At 28.5% G+C, this 19,910-nt stretch carries 20 protein-coding genes and 1 other RNA gene; all 21 read right to left on the reverse strand.

All coding sequences use genetic code 11. The features are described 5' to 3' along the window. Positions 1 to 26 precede the first annotated feature (26 nt). The 21 genes from OMES3154_RS04710 to OMES3154_RS04810 all read right to left on the reverse strand — a co-directional run bounded on the left by OMES3154_RS04710 (position 27) and on the right by OMES3154_RS04810 (position 19,909). On the reverse strand, positions 27 to 467 hold the full coding sequence (locus OMES3154_RS04710) for a PTS sugar transporter subunit IIA domain-containing protein (RefSeq protein ID WP_156683638.1): 441 nt from the start codon (positions 465 to 467) through the stop codon (positions 27 to 29). A gap of 1 nt (position 468) precedes the next feature. Then, the gene (locus OMES3154_RS04715) at positions 469 to 1,311 is read right to left on the reverse strand and encodes a PTS system mannose/fructose/sorbose family transporter subunit IID (RefSeq protein ID WP_231679272.1); all 843 of its coding nucleotides are present in this window, start codon (positions 1,309 to 1,311) and stop codon (positions 469 to 471) included. Beyond that, the gene (locus tag OMES3154_RS04720) at positions 1,301 to 2,062 is read right to left on the reverse strand and encodes a PTS mannose/fructose/sorbose/N-acetylgalactosamine transporter subunit IIC (RefSeq protein WP_156683640.1); all 762 of its coding nucleotides are present in this window, start codon (positions 2,060 to 2,062) and stop codon (positions 1,301 to 1,303) included. The genes OMES3154_RS04715 and OMES3154_RS04720 overlap by 11 nt, the downstream gene beginning before the upstream one ends. A gap of 15 nt (positions 2,063 to 2,077) precedes the next feature. Beyond that, entirely contained in the window at positions 2,078 to 2,551 is a 474-nt protein-coding gene (gene agaV, locus OMES3154_RS04725) for a PTS N-acetylgalactosamine transporter subunit IIB (protein WP_156683641.1), read from the reverse strand. A gap of 44 nt (positions 2,552 to 2,595) precedes the next feature. Further along, the gene (gene fba / locus OMES3154_RS04730) at positions 2,596 to 3,441 is read right to left on the reverse strand and encodes a class II fructose-1,6-bisphosphate aldolase (protein WP_156683642.1); all 846 of its coding nucleotides are present in this window, start codon (positions 3,439 to 3,441) and stop codon (positions 2,596 to 2,598) included. Between the two features lie 16 nt (positions 3,442 to 3,457). Next, entirely contained in the window at positions 3,458 to 4,615 is a 1,158-nt protein-coding gene (locus OMES3154_RS04735) for an SIS domain-containing protein (RefSeq protein ID WP_156683643.1), read from the reverse strand. A gap of 72 nt (positions 4,616 to 4,687) precedes the next feature. Beyond that, positions 4,688 to 5,608: a prolyl aminopeptidase gene (gene pip, locus OMES3154_RS04740; RefSeq protein ID WP_156683644.1), complete on the reverse strand. Its 921-nt coding sequence runs from the start codon at positions 5,606 to 5,608 to the stop codon at positions 4,688 to 4,690. A gap of 49 nt (positions 5,609 to 5,657) precedes the next feature. After that, positions 5,658 to 7,136 carry a lysine--tRNA ligase gene (gene lysS, locus OMES3154_RS04745; protein ID WP_156683645.1) on the reverse strand — a complete coding sequence of 493 codons (1,479 nt, stop codon included), beginning with the start codon at positions 7,134 to 7,136 and terminating at the stop codon, positions 5,658 to 5,660. Further along, on the reverse strand, positions 7,137 to 7,499 hold the full coding sequence (locus tag OMES3154_RS04750) for a hypothetical protein (protein WP_156683646.1): 363 nt from the start codon (positions 7,497 to 7,499) through the stop codon (positions 7,137 to 7,139). Between the two features lie 3 nt (positions 7,500 to 7,502). Further along, positions 7,503 to 7,916, reverse strand: coding sequence for a hypothetical protein (locus OMES3154_RS04755; RefSeq protein WP_156683647.1), 414 nt, complete (start codon positions 7,914 to 7,916; stop codon positions 7,503 to 7,505). A 12-nt stretch (positions 7,917 to 7,928) separates the two neighbouring features. Next, positions 7,929 to 8,387 carry a 23S rRNA (pseudouridine(1915)-N(3))-methyltransferase RlmH gene (locus OMES3154_RS04760; protein ID WP_156683648.1) on the reverse strand — a complete coding sequence of 153 codons (459 nt, stop codon included), beginning with the start codon at positions 8,385 to 8,387 and terminating at the stop codon, positions 7,929 to 7,931. Positions 8,388 to 8,453: 66 nt separating this feature from the next. After that, positions 8,454 to 9,788: a M18 family aminopeptidase gene (locus OMES3154_RS04765; RefSeq protein WP_156683649.1), complete on the reverse strand. Its 1,335-nt coding sequence runs from the start codon at positions 9,786 to 9,788 to the stop codon at positions 8,454 to 8,456. Between the two features lie 124 nt (positions 9,789 to 9,912). After that, positions 9,913 to 10,237, reverse strand: an RNA gene (gene rnpB, locus OMES3154_RS04770) — RNase P RNA component class A. A 38-nt stretch (positions 10,238 to 10,275) separates the two neighbouring features. After that, entirely contained in the window at positions 10,276 to 11,883 is a 1,608-nt protein-coding gene (locus OMES3154_RS04775) for a peptide ABC transporter substrate-binding protein (RefSeq protein ID WP_156683650.1), read from the reverse strand. A gap of 104 nt (positions 11,884 to 11,987) precedes the next feature. Continuing rightward, positions 11,988 to 13,568, reverse strand: coding sequence for a peptide ABC transporter substrate-binding protein (locus OMES3154_RS04780; protein ID WP_197271507.1), 1,581 nt, complete (start codon positions 13,566 to 13,568; stop codon positions 11,988 to 11,990). Between the two features lie 19 nt (positions 13,569 to 13,587). Further along, the gene (locus tag OMES3154_RS04785) at positions 13,588 to 14,520 is read right to left on the reverse strand and encodes an ABC transporter ATP-binding protein (RefSeq protein ID WP_156683652.1); all 933 of its coding nucleotides are present in this window, start codon (positions 14,518 to 14,520) and stop codon (positions 13,588 to 13,590) included. A gap of 3 nt (positions 14,521 to 14,523) precedes the next feature. Continuing rightward, positions 14,524 to 15,612, reverse strand: coding sequence for an ABC transporter ATP-binding protein (locus OMES3154_RS04790; RefSeq protein WP_156683653.1), 1,089 nt, complete (start codon positions 15,610 to 15,612; stop codon positions 14,524 to 14,526). A gap of 9 nt (positions 15,613 to 15,621) precedes the next feature. Continuing rightward, positions 15,622 to 16,587 (reverse strand): ABC transporter permease, encoded by a 966-nt coding sequence (locus OMES3154_RS04795; RefSeq protein ID WP_156683654.1) that lies wholly within the window; start codon positions 16,585 to 16,587, stop codon positions 15,622 to 15,624. After that, positions 16,587 to 17,561 (reverse strand): ABC transporter permease, encoded by a 975-nt coding sequence (locus tag OMES3154_RS04800; protein WP_156683655.1) that lies wholly within the window; start codon positions 17,559 to 17,561, stop codon positions 16,587 to 16,589. The genes OMES3154_RS04795 and OMES3154_RS04800 overlap by 1 nt, the downstream gene beginning before the upstream one ends. 320 nt (positions 17,562 to 17,881) lie before the next feature. Then, a complete protein-coding gene (locus OMES3154_RS04805; protein ID WP_156683656.1) occupies positions 17,882 to 19,111 on the reverse strand; it encodes a solute carrier family 23 protein in 1,230 nt (409 codons plus the stop codon). 96 nt (positions 19,112 to 19,207) lie between these two features. After that, complete coding sequence (locus OMES3154_RS04810) at positions 19,208 to 19,909, reverse strand: transaldolase (protein WP_156683657.1); 702 nt, start codon at positions 19,907 to 19,909, stop codon at positions 19,208 to 19,210. Position 19,910 lies beyond the last annotated feature (1 nt).

The raw sequence follows: 19,910 nt of genomic DNA on the forward strand, positions 1-19,910 counted from the left end.
ATATAAATATATGGAAATTGTTATTTCTATATACCGTCATCTAAATCGTCATCTTCTGCTGGTGCTTTTATTGCATCTAAAGAGAATGAGACTATATCAGACTTACCAGTTTCAAGTGCTATTTCTATAAGTTCATCTATGGCTTCATCTTCCATTTCTGAAGCTAAACTCATAAGCATAGGAATGTTTGTTCCTGCTATAACTTTAACTTTTGAATTAGCTATAGATATTTGAGCACAAGTTTTAAATGGTGTTCCACCTTTTATATCAGTAAGACATAAAACAGCTTCACTTGTCTTTAATAATTCATCTATCTCGTTTTTTATTTTAACTTCTAAGTTTTCTGCTGTATCTGATTCTAAAAAATCAATAAATTTAATATTATCATTTACACCAAATAACATTTTTAAAGTTGCATACATTCCAGAAGATACTTTTCCGTGACCTGTTAGTAATAATGAAGTCATCTTATATTACTCCTGCAACGTGTCCTAATACACCTGCTATTAAAGTAATGAATACTAACCAAACTGGTGATACTTTTTTCTTAATTAAGTATAACATTAAGAATGTATATAATACTGGTAATAATCTAGGCATAACTTTGTCTAATTGTGCACCGAAGTCCATGTATTTAGTAACTTCTTCAAATCCACCGTTTGCAGCTTCTTTAAATTCTTTATAAGAATATCCTAATTTTAATGATAATCCACCAAATGTAGCAATCATTGATCCTATTACAGTTAATCCTAAGATATTAATAGCTCTTGTAAATTTAGCTGTATTTTGTTGTAATGCTGCCATTGATTTAACACCTGTATTGTATCCATAGTACATGAATCCAAATTTTAATGCGAATTGCATAGCGTTAAATATTACTAAGAATACGATTGGCCCTGCAACTGATCCTTGTAATGCTAATGAAGCTCCTAATGAAGATGCTATTGTTAAGAATGTTAACCAGAATAATGAATCTCCTATACCACCTAAAGGTCCCATAGTTGATACTCTTACTGATCTTATACTTTCAACATTTTCCTTATTTTCTTCCATAGCTACTACTAATCCAGCTATGAATGTAATTAATAATGGGTGAGTATTGAAAAATTCCATATGCATTTTCATTGATTCTTTTAAATCTTCTTTATCTTGGTGAATTGCTTCTAATCCTGGTAATATTGTATATAACCAACCTGCAGCTTGCATTCTTTCCATATTAAATGCTTCTTGACAGAAAAATGATCTTATAGTCATTTTATTTAATAACGAAGGTGTTATTACTTTTCTAACTGTTTTATCTCTATATTCCATCTTCTTCAACTCCTTCTACTTTACTTACTTCAGCTGTTGGTCTAAAGAAATCATACATAGCTATTGAAACTCCTACTAATGTAATAGCAACCATATCTAAGTGTAGGTAAGCAGCTAATACAAATCCGAACATTAAGAATCCAGCATATTCTTTCTTTAACATAATGTTTAATAGTATAGCAAATCCTATAAATGGCATCATACCTCCTGCTACACCAAATCCATCAACAACTACTTTTGGTAATAAATTGATTAAATCTTTTAATGAGTTTGCACCATACATAACAAATAAGAAACCTATTGCTCCGAATAATACAAATCTTATTACAGCTTGGAACCATATTGTAAATGAAATTCCAGATGGTCTTGCTTCTTCAGCAGCTTTATCAGCATAACCCATCATTCCTGAATATAAAGCGAACATTAAGATAACTATTATTGTTCCTAATGAAGCTAATGGGAATACTGTACCAAGTGCTTCTTGTGGTGATACATTAGCAATAATTGCATAAGTTACCCCTAAAACTCCCCCAACTACTATGTTAGGTGGTTGTGCTCCTGCTAATGGTACTAAACCAGCCCATGCTAATTCAATAGTTCCTCCAACTACTAGACCTGTTTGCACATCTCCTAGTATTAAACCTATTACTAGACCCGCGATTACTGGTCTATGTAAAGATTGTAATCCATCAAATTGCTCTATACCAGCTATACCTGCATAAATAGCAATTAATAATGCTTTAATAAACATAAAAATGTCTCCCTTCTAAATTAATTTCATTATATCTTCGCCTGAATCAGTAGGAACTCCTTTAATTGTAAGTTTAACTCCTAATTCATGCAATTTTTTTAGCGTATTTACATCATCTTCATCAACAGAAACTGTAGGTCTTATTTGTTTTTTTCCTTCAGAAAAATGCATATTTCCTACTATCCATTCTGGTAATACTAATCCACCTTCTGTTAATCTTAAAACATCTTGAGGTGTTTTACATACTAATAATATTTTTTGTCTATCTGCAGCTTTTCCTATTACTGATAAAGTTTTTTCTATTGAGAAAAATCTCATTGCAACTCCTGCTGGAACAACCATGCTCATTAAGCTTTGTTGTACAGGATCATTTGAAACTGCATCATTTGCGACTAATATTAAATTAGCATTTAAACTATTAACCCATGTCATACCAACTTGTCCATGAACTAATCTATTGTCTATTCTAGCTGCTAAAATATTTGCCATAACAATCACTCCTTTTATTTATATTATATATTATATATTAAATATTAATATCTATTATTTGATCCACAAACTAATATCTTATTCTTACAATATTCTTTAACACTTTGTCTTCCTAGTGCTAAGTATTTCTTAGGATCTAAAGGATTTTTTTCTTCTAACATATATTTACTAACTTCTTTTGTAAATGCTTGTCTTAAGTCTGTTGCATAGTTAACTTTACATATTCCTAATGATATTGCTTTTTTAACATCTTCATCATCAACACCACTAGTTCCATGTAATACTAAAGGAACAGAAACCTTTTTTTGTATTTCTTCTAATATTTCGAAATTTAAATTTGGTTCTTCTTTATATACACCGTGAACAGTTCCAATAGCTACTGCTAATGAACTAACTCCTGTAACTTTAACAAATTCAACTGCTTCATCAGGATCTGTATATTTTGCATGTTCAACTACTAAGTCATCTTCTTTTCCACCAACACGACCTAATTCTCCTTCAACATGAACATCAAAGAATTTTGCTAAATCTACTACTTTTTTTGTAACAGCCGCATTTTCATCAAATTCATGTTTTGAACCATCATACATTGCTGATGAATATCCTGCTGCTAAACATTTAACAGCTAATTCATAAGAATCTCCATGATCTAAATGCATTGCTATTGGTACATCTGCTTTTTTAGAAGCAAATGTTGCCATACCACAGAAAAATTCTGGACTTGCATATCTTAATGTTGATGGAGTTGTTTGTAATATTACTGGACTTCTTAGTTCAGTTGCAGCTTCTATTACTGCTTGCATCATTTCCATATTTTCAACATTAAATGCAGGAACTGCATATTTATTTTCTTTTGCATGTATTAAAATTTCTTTTGTATTTACTAACATTTTATTAGTCTCCTTTTTATTTTGTATATTTATGTATTTCAAACTTTTTAACTACTCTATTAACTTCTCCAGTTGGGAAAGGATTATCAGTAGTTAATCCAAAGTGTTGTGATTTAAAGAATGCATACATTTGTCCATATACTAAATATGTTAATATAGCAGTTATATCATTTACTAACACTTTTCTAGAAGGACTAATAGTTAAATTAGATACCTTTGAAATCTTTTCAGGATTTATGCTGTATGATACTATCATATTAGCCATTTCTTCCTCAAACATTTCTGAATATAGTCCTAAATCATATTTACTTGCATATTCATCTACTGAATTACATAAGAATACTATTGTCTTATTATTTACTATTGCTTTTGGTCCATGTCTAAATCCTAATGTAGAATCGTACTTAGCAACAACTTTACCTGCTGTTAACTCTAATACTTTTAAACATAATTCTTGGCTTAAACCTTTTAAAGGCCCTGAACCTAATACAATTATTCTTTCATGTTCCTTATTTGCTAAATCTTTTATTAATTCATATTTAGCTTCTAATTCTTCTTCAGATACTTTAATAGCTTCTAATAAAGTTTTTTCATCCTTTTCATAGAATAATAATATTCCAGCTAATACCATTGAGCTAAATGAGCTTGTCATTGCAAAACTTTTATCATTAGTTCCTTCTGGCATTAAGTATAGGAAAGTATTTTTTTCTACTTTACTTCTTTTTGCTAATTCTCCTTCTTCATTACAAGTAATAAATAAGTGATAAGCATCTTTTACTAATTGGTTTAATAATTCAACACTTGCTACAGACTCAGGTGAGTTTCCAGATCTAGCAAAAGATATTAGTAATGTTTTTTTATCTTTTTGTAAATACATTTCTGGATTATTTACAAGGTCTGTTGTTGCAACTGATCTAAATCTATATTCTCCCTTAGAATTTAATAGAGGTTCTAGAATATTCCCAACATATTCACTTGTACCAGCTCCTGTAAAGATTATATCCCAATCTTTACTAAGACCAATTTCAGAAAAATATGCTCTTATTTCTTTTTCTTTTCCATTGAATCCTTCTACTAATTTTCTCCATTTACCAGGTTGACTACAGATTTCATTAGCAGTATCATAAGAATTTGTTTCTTTTAATACGTTTTCATCAATCCCTAAAATTTTCATTTTTCCTCCTACAAAGTGGTAGATACCATTTAGTATAATTTACCTCGATTTTTGTCATTTGTCAAATTTTTTTTACCAAATTTCTGTGAACTCTATTAATTTCTTAGCTATTTCTGGTTCCATACTTGAATGCCCTGCAGCTTCTACTATATGTAGTTCACAATTATTCATCTTTGATTTTAATTCATATGCTCCACTTGGTCTACAATCTACATCATATCTTCCATGGCATATTAAGGTTCTAATATCAGCGATTTTATCTATATTATTCAAAATATAGTTATCTTGTGGTAAAAATGAATTGTTATAAAAATAATGGCATTCTAATCTAGCAATAGCTATATCATAGTCTGTAACTTCGGCTTCTAGTTTTCTAGGGTATAGTCTTACAATACTACTTTCCCAGTCATTCCAGTTTTTCGCATATTTCTTTACTATTTCTTTATCATCAGATGATAAATACTTCATATATGATGCTATTATATTTTTCTTTTCATCATCAGTTAATATACTTATATATTTTTCAAACTCTTCTGGGTAAAAATATGCTGCTCCACCCTCATAAAGCCACCACAAATCACTTTTTCTAGCTAAAAATATACCTCTTAGTATCATTCCTAATACTTTATTTGGGTGATTAATTGCATAAACTAAACTAAGAGTCGTTCCCCAACTTCCACCAAATAGTATCCATTTATCTATCCCTAATAGTTTTCTTAGCTTTTCCATATCTTCTACTAAATCAAAAGTTGTATTTTCTCTTAGTTCTACAAAAGGTTTACTTCTACCTGATCCTCTTTGGTCAAATATTATTACTCTATATTTATCTTTATTAAAAAATTTTCTGGGTAAACTCTCTATAACCCCACCTGGTCCTCCATGTACAAATACTATTGGAATACCATCTTTATTCCCACATTCTTCATAATATATACTATGAATATCACTGACTTTTAAATAACCACTATTATATGGTTTTAATTCATCAAACATCTTTTTTCTCCTTTTATTACTACAAAAACTCCTATAAAGGAGTTTTTACTTAATCAAAATTCTTTTCTTTTTTTAGTGTAGGGAATAGTATAACATCTCTTATAGATGATGAGTTTGTAAGTAACATGCATAATCTATCTATACCTATTCCAAGTCCTCCTGCAGGTGGCATACCATATTCAAGAGCTCTTATATAGTCTTGGTCCATATCAGTTGCTTCTTCATCTCCAGCTTCTTTTTTAGCTACTTGTTGTTCAAATCTTTCTTTTTGATCTACTGGATCATTTAATTCAGAGTAAGCATTACCGTATTCACGACCTGTTATAAATAATTCAAATCTATCTACCCAATCTTCACTATTTTGTGAATTTTTAGATAGTGGTGATATTTCTTTTGGATAAGTTGTTACAAAAGTTGGATTTATTAATGTATGCTCAACTTTTTCTTCAAATAATAAGTTTAAAATTCCATATTTTGTATATGTAACTTTATTATCTAATTCAACACCTAAATTTTTAGCAAATAAAGTAGCTTCTTCATCACTTTTAATTGTTTCAATATCGTATGAAGTTACTTCTTTTACTATATCTTGCATTCTAACTCTTCTCCAAGGTTTAGCTAAGTTTACAGACTTATCTTCGTATTCTAACTCATATTTACCATATAAATGGAATGCTAAACTTGATATTAAATCTTCACTAATATCCATCATTGTATTATAGTCTGCATAAGCTTGATATAGTTCCATCATAGTAAATTCTGGATTGTGTTTTATAGATACTCCTTCATTTCTGAAGTTTCTATTTATTTCAAATACTTTTTCAAATCCACCAACTAATAATCTTTTTAAGTATAATTCTGGTGCTATTCTTAAATACATTTCTTGATCTAACGTATTATGATGCGTTATAAATGGTTTAGCAGCTGCACCTCCTACTACAGGATGTAGCATTGGTGTTTCAACTTCTATAAATCCTTTTTTCTCTAAGTATGTTCTTATATATCTAACTATTTCAAATCTTTTTTTCATAGTTTCCATAACTTCATCATTCATTACTAAATCAACATATCTTTGTCTGTATCTTATTTCTATGTCAGTTAATCCATGGAATTTTTCAGGTAGTGGACGAATATTTTTTGATAAAATAGTAAAGTCTTTTACTCTTATTGTTAATTCACCAGTTTTAGTATAGAATAAAGTTCCATTTAATCCAACAAAATCACCTATTGCAAGATTTTTAAATTCTTCGTACTTTTCTTCTCCAACTTCTTCTTTAGATACATAAAATTGAATTTTCCCTGTTTCATCTTTTATAGCAGCAAATCCATTTTTACCCATTCTTCTGTAAGCCATTACTCTTCCAGCTGTTATAAATACTCTTTCTAAATCTTCTTTATTTTCTATAATATCTATAACATTATCTTTTTTATCAAAAAATCTACCATAAGGTTCTATTCCCATTTCCTTTAATTGGGCTACTTTTTTTAATTTTTCACCTCTAATATATCCAGTGTTTTGTTCTGACATTTATATCTCCTTTATTTTTATATTAATTTTAACATCTAGTATCTTATCATTATCAGTAGTATATTCACTTGCTAAAATCATATATACCCCATTATTTTCTTTAAATTTATTAGTCTTTATTTTAGTTTCTAATAAATTAGAATTTACTTCAAGCCTAGCTCTTGTAATTTTATCTAATTCATATCTTTTAATATAGTAAGCATTTTTTTTACCAATAACTTCAATAAAGTTTTTACCAAATCTCAAGTCAATTTCATCTGATATATATGTATCATCTAATAAATTTGCTAGATAGTCTTTTTCAATTTTTTCAATCTCGTTATTTTCATATCTATATATACTATTTATGCTTATTTTATACATAGACTAATCTTCTTCATCTTCATTAAATATTTCATCAAATATATCATCTAATTCCATATCTTCTATTTCTTCATCTTCTTCAAATTCCATGTCTTCATCTGTCATATATTCATCAAACTCATCGTTTTCATCGTTTAAATCCTCATATTTATTGAAGTCATCATCATCTGTTGTGTAAAAATCTCCATCTAGAATTTCTTGCCTATCGTAAATATCTAGTATCGTTTCTTCATCTTCTTCATCAACCATAGATATAATTTCTTCATCCTCATCTTCAATTAAGAAAACCCTTTTTACACCCATTTCATTTTCAGCAACAATATATTCATTTTCATTTATGTTTAAAGTTGTAAGACAAGTATAATATTCTAAATCTCCGTCTACTTCATATGTAAAATCATCACCGTAAGAATACATTTTTCCTCCTAATTATTTATGATATTTAATATTATTATTTATACAGATCGCTCTATATATTTGTTCTGTTAACATCAATCTGAATAATTGATGTGGAAATGTCAATTTTGAAAAACTAATTCTTTTATCTACCAATTTTCTTACTTCATCAGTAACCCCACGAGATCCACCAATTATAAAGCTAATCTCGCTATTTGTAATAGATAAATTAGAAACCATATCAGCAAGTTCTTCTGAACTCATATAATCTGCAGATATATCCAAAAGTATTTTATACGACTTATTTTTTTCAAAGAATTTTAATATATTTTTACTATCTTGAACTACTGATAGATTACTATCCTTATTTTCATTTAATTCTACTATATTAAAATTAACGTATGTACTAAGTCTTTTTTTAAACTCGGAAATACCATCTACAATATATTTTTCTTTAATTTTTCCAATAGCGACTATATTTATTTTTAACAAAATTTTCCCCCTGTATTATAGGTTATTATACTAATTTATTCATTTAATTTCAATACTTTATTTAATTTACTTAGTTTCAAAAAATTCTTTTGTTAAATTTTTCAAATCAAACAAGTCATATATTCCACATAATTCTTTTATAGAATGCATTGATAAAATAGGTATACCTATATCAACTGAATCAATATCTAAGTGTGTACTAGATAATGGCCCTATAGTAGAACCACCTATTTCATTTGATCTATTTACAAAATATTGTAAATTTAAACCAGCATTTTTAGCTATTTGTTTTATTACTGCCATAGAAAATCCATCAGATGTGTATCTTTGGTTAACACTTAATTTAAGTGATACTCCCTTATTCATTTCGCATTGATTTGTTGGATCTTTTTTATTTGGAAAACTTGGATGAGCTACATGCCCTGTATCACAAGATAGCATAAATGAATTAGCTAACATTTCTAAAAAGTTTTGACGGTTTAATGAAAGTGAATAACAAATTCTTTCTAAAATACGAGATAAGTATTCTGAGTCTGCACCTTGTTTTGTTGAACTTCCTATTTCTTCATTATCAAAAGCCGCATATACATTTATTTTGCCAGAATCATTTCCTGATTCTGCTAATGCTATAATACCTGCATACACTGATAATAAGTTATCCATTTTTGTAGATTGCATCATTTCATCATTCATACCAACTAATATACCTTTTTCTAATGGATATAGTGCTAAATCAAAATCTAATATATCAGAGACTTCAATTTTCATTTGCTTTGCAATTAATTTTAATAAATAGTTATCTTTTTCAAAGTTAGAATTAACTAGGGCTATTATTGGTAATATATCATTTTGTTTATCTATTTTATAACCATTATTAACATCTCTATTTTGGTGTATACATAAGCTTGGTATAACAACAGCTTTATCTTCTATTTTTATTATTTCAGTTTTTGGTCTAAATACATCATCTGTTTTTAAAACAACTCTACCTGCAATACCTAGTGATCTATCAAACCATGTCGATAAATTTGGTCCACCATATACTTCAGTATTTAATCTTAACATATTATTAGTTATCATTTCCGGATTAGGTTTTATTCTAATACTTGGGCTATCTGTATGACATCCAAATATTTTAAATCCTTTTTCTAAATTTAATTTATTAGGAATTGTAAAAGCAACTACTGTTGTATTAGTTTTTTTAACATAATATCTTCCGCCTTCTTTTAAACTCCAACTAACATATGGATTAAGTCTAACAAAACCATTTTCATCTAATATATCACTTAAACCTTTTACTACATGATATGTAGTAGCACATTCATCTATAAATTCTAAAGTTTCTCTTGCAAAACCTTTTACTTCAAGACTATTTAACTGTTCTTTTAGTTCAATTTGCATCTTATATCTCCCCTTTTTTTTACTTTATATATTATATTACTTTAATTACATTTAGTCAAAAATCTATATTTATTATATATATTTTAGAAAAAAAAGTAAAACACAAAAAAAGGTGGGCTAACCCACCCGGTATTTAATAAGCCGAATTTTGTTTATGTTAATCATTTATCTAGATATATATTTGCATATATATTCAAGCGAATACCCAAAAGATATTGCGAGCAACAACTTTTTATCTTTAACTTTTCTTGCTTCAAAAGGGGTTTACCGATGAATTTAGTCCCCTAAACTCATAGTGAGCTCTTACCTCACTGTTTCACCCTTACAGTTCCCTGCGGTTTGTTTTCTGTGGCACTTTCCTTAGGATTACTCCTAGCATCCGTTAGATGCCTTTTTGCTCTATGAAGTTCGGACTTTCCTCTATATTTCAAGCGATTAACTTAAATACCTTTTTTATTATATCTTATATATTTTTCATTTACAAGACTTATTTTTGTTTATCTGACTCATTAGCTCTTATAGTTGGTGAGAATGATGAAAATTCTATACCATTTACTTTACTATTTATTAAGTAGTAACTTACTTCTTGATAAAGTGGCATTATTGGCATTTTATCAGCTAAGTACATTTCAGCTTCTTTTAAGTAATTAATTCTATCTTCTCTATTTACACTACGTGTTGCTTTTGATAATATTTCATCATATTTTTTGTCATCAAATCCTGCAGAGTTATTACCATTAAATGATGCTAATAAGTCTAAGAACGTCATTGGATCTTGGTAGTCTGCTCCCCATGCTGTTAATAATACATCAAAGTTACCGTTTCTTGATCTTACTAATCTTTCTTTAAATGTTACTACATCTACTGCCACATCTATACCTAATACAATTCTTAAATCTTCTTGTAATGATTCAGCTATTTTTCTATTGTATACATATCTATCATCAATTAATAAAGTTACTTTTGGTAATTCTTTTAAATTCATATCTTTTAAAGCCTTATCTAAGTATTCTTTAGCTTTTTTCTCGTTATATTTTTCAAAAACAGCACCAATTTCTTTTGCATAATCTTTTTCTATACCTTTGAATCCTGAATTTGCAGGTGTAAATGTATAAACATCGTCTTTTAATCCACTAAATACAACATCTACTAATTTTTCTTTATCAAATGCTAAAGCGAATGCTTTTCTTAAATTTTCGTTTTTAAACATATTATTTTCTCTAACATTAAATGCTATATATGTAGTTCTTGCTTCATTATTTTTTATAGCTTTATCTTTGTATTTCATACTTTCTTCTGGTGATAATCTTACAAAGTCTAACTCTTCATTATTAAATGCATTTAATGCTGCTACTTCATCTTTAATATATTTCACTAAAACTTTATCTAATACAATTTTATCTTTATTGTAGTATTTATCGTTTTTTACTAACTCTATTCTATCACCATGTGTCCAACTATCAACTACAAATGGACCATTGTATAAAATAGAGTCTTTATCTAGTGCATATTCTTGCCCCATTTTTTCTACAAATTCTTTTTTAGCTGGCATATATGTAATAAATGAAGTTAATGAATCAAAGTAAGGAGTTACATTTTCTAAATTAACTACTAAAGTCTTATCGTCAACTGCTTTAACACCAATTTCATCTAAGCTAGCTTCACCTTTTGTATATTTTTCTGCATTTTTTATAGGGAATAATATGAAAGCATATTCAGACGCTAACATAGGATCAAGTCCTCTTTTCCATCCATATTCAAAATCAGCTGCTACTACATCTGAACCATCAGACCATTTTATATCATCTCTTAAATGGAATGTCCATGTAAGACCATCTTTAGATACTTCCCAAGATTTCGCTTGCATTGGTACAACACTTCCATCTGGCATCGTTTTTGTTAATCCTTCTGTTATGAAGTTATGTACATTTGATGTAAATGCATCAGTTACTTGTTGTGGATCAAATGTAGGTCCTTCTGCTGTTGCGTTATATAGTAATACCTTTTCGTCTTTTTTACTATTGTTAGTCCCACAAGCTACTATTGTCAGGCCTAATGCCATAAGTGCTATTACTTTTTTAAATTTTTTCATCATAATTTTGTTCTCCTTTTTTTGTCTATTTTTGGGTATTAAAAAAGATATACATCCAAAAATGCTTTTTTTTTATTTGTAGTATATCTTTTTTACTTAATTATTTACTATTTAGCGTCTTTATCTACTGTTACATAGTTAAATACTATATCTGCTCCAAATGCTGGTAATACAACATTTTTGAACTTAGGATTTATTAATCTATATGTAGATCTGTGGAATAATGTAGATACAGGCATTTCGTCTGCTAACATTTTTTCTGCTGCTAATAAAGCTTCATATCTTTCTTTATCACTAGGGCTTACTGTAGCTTTTTTAATTAAAGCGTCATATTCTTTATTTGCAAAGCTTGTGTGGTTATTTCCTCCACCACTTACCCATAAGTCTAAGAAGTTAATTGGATCTAAGAAATCTGCTCCCCAACCTGCTGATACTATAGCAAAGTTCTTTTGGTTCATTCTATTTAATCTTTCTTTAAATTGCATTAACTCGATATTTAATTCTACTCCTAAATTTTTTCTTAATTGTTCTTGTATAAATTCAACGTGTTTTTTAGATATTGGCGTATCTCCTGCTATCATTGAAATTTCAACTTTATCATTTGGGTTAAGTCCTAATTCAACTAAACCTTCAGTAAATAATTTTTTAGCTTTTACTGGATCAAATGAAGGTACTACTTTACCAAAATCCATACCTAATCCTTGTGGAGTGAATGAATCTGCTACTCTATTTAAGTTTTTATATACTACGCTTACTAATTCTTCTCTATCAACTGCTAAGTGTAGTGCTTGTCTTATTTTTTTGTTTTTTAATAATGGGTGAGTTACATTAAATTCAGAATACCAAGCTGTTGCTTCAGTTGTTGCAACTAATCTAGGATCATTTTTATATTTTTCATATGATTCAGCTGGAATTGAAACTATATCTAATTCTTCATTATTAAATGCGTTTAGTGCAGCATTAGGATCTCCTATTTGTTTAGCTACAATTTTATCAACTTGTATTGCATCTTTATTGTAGTAGTAAGGATTTTTTACAAATTCCATTTGTGAATTATGTACCCAATCTTTTAAGATATATGGACCAGATGAGATTAATGTATCTGCTTCTAGTGCATATTCATCTCCTTTTTCTTTAACAAATTTTTCATTAGATGGTAAGTAAATTGCATGAGTTAATACAGCTTTAAAGAATTTAATATCAGCTTTTAATGTAACTTCTATTGTCTTATCATCTATAACTTTTATACCAACTTTATCAGCAGTAGTTTTTCCTGAGTTATACGCTTCTGCTCCATCTATGTAGTATAGCATGTAAGCATATTCTGCAGCTGTTTCTGGATTTAATACTCTTAACCAAGAGAATTTAAAATCATTTGCTGTAATTTCATCTCCATTTGACCATTTTATATTGTCTTTTAAATGGAATGTCCAAGTTTTACCATCTTCTGATGTAGAATAATCTTTAACTAAACCATTTTGTATAGTTAAGTCTTTACCAACTTTAAATAATCCTTCTTGTGTTAGTCCAAATATTTGTGTTGAACTTGAGCTTGTTGCTAAGTTTTGGTCTAAAGTTTTTCCTTCTTGACCTAAGTTATATGTTAATTTAACTTCATTTGACGATTTAGCTCCACCACAACTTAGTATAGCAACTGCTAAAAATGCACTTGTTAAAAATTTCTTCATATTTTTACTCCTTTTCATATTATATATTTAATGTTTTCATAAACGCTTCTTCAACCCAGTGATTTGGTTCTACTTCTATTAAACCAGAATCCACTACTATGTTTGGTATTTCACTAGGAGTCCCTACTGGACTTCTTAAATAGTTTTCATCTAATTCTATTTTCTCTACTTTTTTATGTTCAGGATCTGGTATAGGAACTGCTGATATTAATGACTTAGTATATGTATGTATTGGATTATTATATACTGCATCACTACTTCCAAGTTCTACTATCTTCCCTCTAAACATAACTGCAACTCTATCTGAAATGTATTTAACCATTGATAAATCATGTGCTATAAATACTAAAGTTAAGTTTTTTTCTTTTTGTAATTTTTTAAGTAGATTTACTACTTGTGCTTGAATTGAAACATCTAATGCTGATATAGGTTCATCACAAATTAAAACTTTTGGTTTAACTGCTAACGCTCTTGCTATACCTATTCTTTGTCTTTGTCCACCACTAAATTCGTGTGGGAATCTATTAGAATGTTCTCTACTAAGTCCAACTAACTCTAATAGTTCATAAATTTTTTCTTGTCTTTCTTTTCTATTGTTATATAGTCCGTGTATATCCATTCCTTCTGCTATTATATCAGCAACAGTCATTCTTGGATTTAAAGAAGCTTGTGGATCTTGAAATATCATTTGAACCATTCTTGTAAATTCTTTTCTACTGTATTCTTCAATTGGTTTTCCATCTAATGTGATGTCACCTAGTGTTTTATCATAAAGTCTACATAATGTACGACCAAATGTTGTTTTACCACTTCCACTTTCTCCTACTAAACTTAATACTTCTCCACGATGTATATCAACACTAGCATCATCTACTGCTTTTAATACTTTATTTTTTCCAATCGGGAAGTATTTTTTCATATTTCTGACTTTCATTATTATATCATCTTGCATATTTTACTCCTCGCTAACATTAATATCTGTAAAGCTTGTTTTTACTTTTTTTACAGTACCATCTTTGTATTTATAATCAATAGTTCCATCTCTGTGGAATTTGATGTCTGGTGCTCCATCTACATACATCCATGATTTAACATAGTGTTCATTTTCTAATTCAACCATAGGTGGTTTTTTCTCATATTCTATTTTCATTGCAAATTCTGATCTAGCTGCAAATGGATCTCCAACTGGTGGTTTTAATAAATCAGGTGGTGTACCATCTATAGAGAATAATGCAACATTTGAATCCATATCTAATCTTGGTAATGATTTTAATAATTCCCAAGTATATGCATGACAAGGATTTTTAAATAGTTCTTTAACAGGTGCTTCTTCTAATTTTTCTCCTGCATACATAACCATTACTCTGTCTGCTGTTTCTGCAACAACTCCTAAGTCATGTGTTATTAGTATTACTCCTATATTTAAACTTGCCTTTAATTCATTTATTAAATCTAATATTTGTGCTTGTATTGTAACGTCTAATGCTGTTGTTGGCTCATCACATATAAGTAGGTCTGGTTCACAAGCTAGTGCAATTGCTATAACTACTCTTTGTCTCATTCCTCCACTAAATTGATGTGGATATTGATTAAATCTTTTTTCAGCATCAGGTATTCCTACTTTATTTAACATTTCTAAAGCTAATCTTTTAGCTTCTTTTTTAGAAACATTTTTATGTATTCTTATACCTTCCATTATTTGTTTACCAACTTTTATTACTGGATTTAATGAAGTCATTGGATCCTGGAATATCATTCCGATTTTCCCACCACGGTATTTTCTCATCTCTTTTTCAGATAAATCTAGTAAGTTAACACCATCAAATATTATTTCTCCACTTTTTATTTCACCAGGTGGCATTGGGATAAGTCTTGTTATAGTTTGAACAGTAACAGATTTTCCACTTCCACTTTCCCCAACTATTGCTAATGTTTCTCCTCTTTTTACGTTAAAACTTATATCTCTTAATGCTTTTACTTCTCCTGCATAAGTATTAAATGATACACTTAAGTTTTTAACTTCTAATATGTTTTCGTTATTCATTTTATACTCCTAATCTCTAAGTTTTGGATTTAATGCATCACTTAGTGCATCTCCTAATACATTAAATGCTAATGTAATCAATGATATAGCTAATGCTGGTATTATAAATAGGTATGCATGTGAACTAATTTCTCTAAATCCATCTGATACTAAATTCCCTAGTGATGCTTGAGGAATTGGTACTCCTAAACCTATAAAGCTTAAGAAAGCTTCTGAGAATATTATTGATGGAATATCCATAGTAAGTTTTACTATTATTATACTTAATGTATTTGGTATTAAGTGTTTTTTAATTATCCACCAGAAATTAGAACCTAGCGCTGTTGACGCCATAACATATTCGTTTTCTTTTAATTTTAATACTTCTCCCCTTATTAGTAGGGCATACCCTAACCAACGAGTAAGTGATAATGCTATTACTATAGTTTCAACACTATTTCCTAAAACTACCATAAGTAAAATTATGTATATCATTGAAGGAACAGCTATTAAAACTTCTATAAATCTAACCATTAATAAATCTATTATTCCACCAAAGTAAGCTGCCATAGCTCCGTATATAGTACCTATTACCACACAAATAGCTGCTACTATTATTGATAGAATCATTGATATTCTTATACCTTGACTAATTCTTGCAAATATGTCACGTCCAAGTGAATCTGTTCCTAGGTAGTGTCCTAATTTGAATCCTTGTAATGGTGATAAGAATCTATCATCAGTTATTTGTTCAAAGTATTTAAATTTTGTTAAGTGTTGTCCAAATACAGCTATAAAGACTGCAAATGCTAAAAATCCTAAAAAGAACATTGCTACTTTATTTTTCTTTAATCTTCTCCAAGCATCTTGCCAATAAGTTAAACTTGGCTTATATATTTTTTCCCCTTCACTTCTATCAGGACCTACATATTCAAAATCAGATGGAACTGTAGTATATTTTTCTCTGTCGTATATTGGTTTAATTTTGTTATCCATTAATTACTACCTCCATTCAGTTTAATCTTAGGATCTACTAGTGCGTAAACTAAATCCATTATTATCATCATTATTATTAAGAATGCTGCATAGAAAACTGTAACTCCTAAAACCATAGTATAATCTCTATCAACTATACTTGATATATAGTATTTACCTAAACCTGGAATTCCAAACATTGTTTCTATAACGAATGAACCCGTTAGTACTCCAGCTATTGTTGGTGATATTACTGTAATAACTGGTAATATCGCATTTCTTAAAGCATGTTTTATTATAATATCAAATGGCTTAACTCCTTTAGCTACTGCTAATTTAATGTAGTCTTGTTCCATTATTTCTATCATCTTAGATCTCATAAGTCTTGCTATCATAGCAACTGTAAATAATCCTAATGCTATAACAGGTAATATTTTCTTAGATGGCGAATCCCATCCAGTTAATAGAATTCTTCCTAAAGGTAAATTCAATTTATCTATTAATATTCCTTTATGTACATTTACTACGTATAGCTGCAATAGCCCTGCAATAACGAAACTTGGTACCGATATACCTACTATAGCGACTAACATCGCGACCCTATCTGCTATCTTATTTCTATATAGAGCACCTATTATACCTAATGGTATACCTACAATAAGACCAAATATAATTGATCTTGCTCCTAAATCAGCCGAAATTGGAAAACTTTGTTTTATAACTCTGTTTACTGTTCTTCCTTTTTCCTTCATACTCATACCTAATTCACCTTTTGTTAAATTTTTAAGGTAAATTACATATTGTTCTGATAATGATTTATCTAACCCATATTTTGCCATCAAATTAGCTTTTACTTGTGGTGGTATTGCTTTTTCACCATCAAATGGATCTCCAGGTAATTGATGTAATAGTACAAATGTTATAGTTATTACCAAGAATAAAGTTACAAACCCAGTTGCAATTCTTTTAGCTAAGAACTTTAATATGTTTTTCATATATCCCCTTTTCTAATCATTTTATAAATTAATGATTGTTTTTTTTGTTTTTTAAATTTTTATTGTCTTATTTTAACACTTATTTAATGATTTGTAAAATAAAAAATAAAATTTTTAAATCAAATAACATTAAATTTAGATTAAAATTTAATTAAGATTTGTTTTATATAATTTATTATATGCATTGTTTTTATTGTAAAAATGTTGGTTTTTATCTTAATGATAAAAATTTTAAGTTTTTCAAATGCTAATACATTCATTAATATTTTATATTTTAAAAAAAATAGATATATTTTTCACTATATATCTAATCATTTTTTCTATTCAAAAATCTTTTCTAATACATAAAATACTATCCCTAAGACGATAGCAACAAGACTTGCTAAAAGCATTCCAGTGTAACTTACACCAAATACATTAAGTTTCAAATTACTTAAGCCTGTTACTAAAACTACTGATGATAAAATTAAATTTTTAGAGTTGCTATAATCTACTTTTCTATCAACTATTATTCTAATTCCAGAAATTGCTATCATCCCATATAAAATAAAGGTAACTCCTCCAATAACAGCCCCAGGTATAGAAGATATTAAATCTTGCATAGGCTTAATAAAAGCAAACATTATAGAAAAAATACTAGCTCCTACTAAAACCCTATAATCGTATACCTTACTAATTGCCATAACACCTATATTTTCTGCGTAAGTAGTTGTTGCAGGTCCACCTATTAATGATGATAAAACAGTAGAGAAATTATCAGCAAATAAAGTTTTATGTAAGCCTGGATCTTTAAGTAAATCTCTTCCAATAACTGAAGATGTTACAACCTGATGTGATATATGCTCTGATATACTTACAAATACTACTGGTAACATAATTAAAATTGCCTTAATTGAAAATTTGATATGGTAAAATTTTGGAATATATATTAAATTTGCGTAATCAAATTGATTAATACTAACTAATCCAAAATATACTGAACTTATATACCCAATAATTATACTTATTAATATAGCTATTGTTTTATAAAAGCCTTTAAAAAATACAGTCCCTATTATTGCAACTACTAATGTAATTAAAAATACAATAACTTGTTTCGTATCATTTAAGTCAACTCCCAATTTACCTGGTGCTGTAGTATATTTTATTAAATCTAAACCAATTAAAGATACTATAATCCCCATGGATGCTGGTGGCAATACAATATCTAGTATATTTACATTCTCATAATACTTATTTTTGTAATAAATTATTACTGAAAATATAATAGCTAGAACTCCTACAAAGAAAAATCCAGAGATTGCATACTCAATACCATATAACGAACTAATAAGAAGTGTTGGCGCTAAAAATGCACCACTACTTCCTAAAAATGCTGGAGATTTTCCTTGTGTAATTATTATGTAAATTATGGTACCTATACCATTCATTAAAAACGCTGTAGATACATCTATTCCCATAATAAGTGGAATTAAAATAGAACCTCCAAACATAGCCAAAGCGTGCTGCATACTAAGTGGAATTAACTTGTTGTAACTTAATTTTTCCATCTAAACACTTCCTTTCTTTTTTCGTATCATTATATCATTTTTGTATATAAAAAAACTAGAATTATTTATATAAAAATATTTCTAGTTTTATTTTATCTATAATATTTTAAATCCTAATTTTTCAATATCTTCTGCAAAAGTTTTAACTGTTTGATAAGATAATTCTTCTAAACTTGTTCCTCTTTTACTATATTTATATATCATTTCATTTGGAACTGTTATAATATCTACACCTAGCTCATTCGCTTGATGAATATTATAAATTTCTCTCGTACTTGCCCATAAAAGTAAAGCATTTTTCTTTTCACTACATATTTTTACAGCTTCTTTCATTATAGGCATATGATCATAACCAGCATCTGATATTCTTCCTGCAAATACAGAAACATAAGCTTTTGTATTTGGATTTAATGCAGCAACTGTTTCTTTTATTTGCTCTATTGAATAAATAGCTGTTACATTAACCTTAATATTTTCATCACTTAGTTTTTTTATTAAATCTTTTGTGCTTTTTCTATCTATTGTCATTATTGGGATTTTAACATAAACATTATCACCCCAACTTGAAATTTCTTTTGCTTCTTTGTACATTTCTTCTAAATCATTAGAAAAAACTTCAAATGAAACTGGTACTTCACTAATTTTAGATAAAACTTCTTTTGAAAATTTTTTATAATCAGTAACTCCACCTTTTTTCATAAGCGATGGATTTGTTGTAAAACCACTTACTAATCCACTTTCATACATTTTTAACATTTCTTCTATATTTGCACCATCCGCAAAAATTTTTACTGACATA

The sequence above is a fragment of the Oceanivirga miroungae genome (assembly GCF_902505095.1).
GTDB lineage: Bacteria > Fusobacteriota > Fusobacteriia > Fusobacteriales > Leptotrichiaceae > Oceanivirga > Oceanivirga miroungae.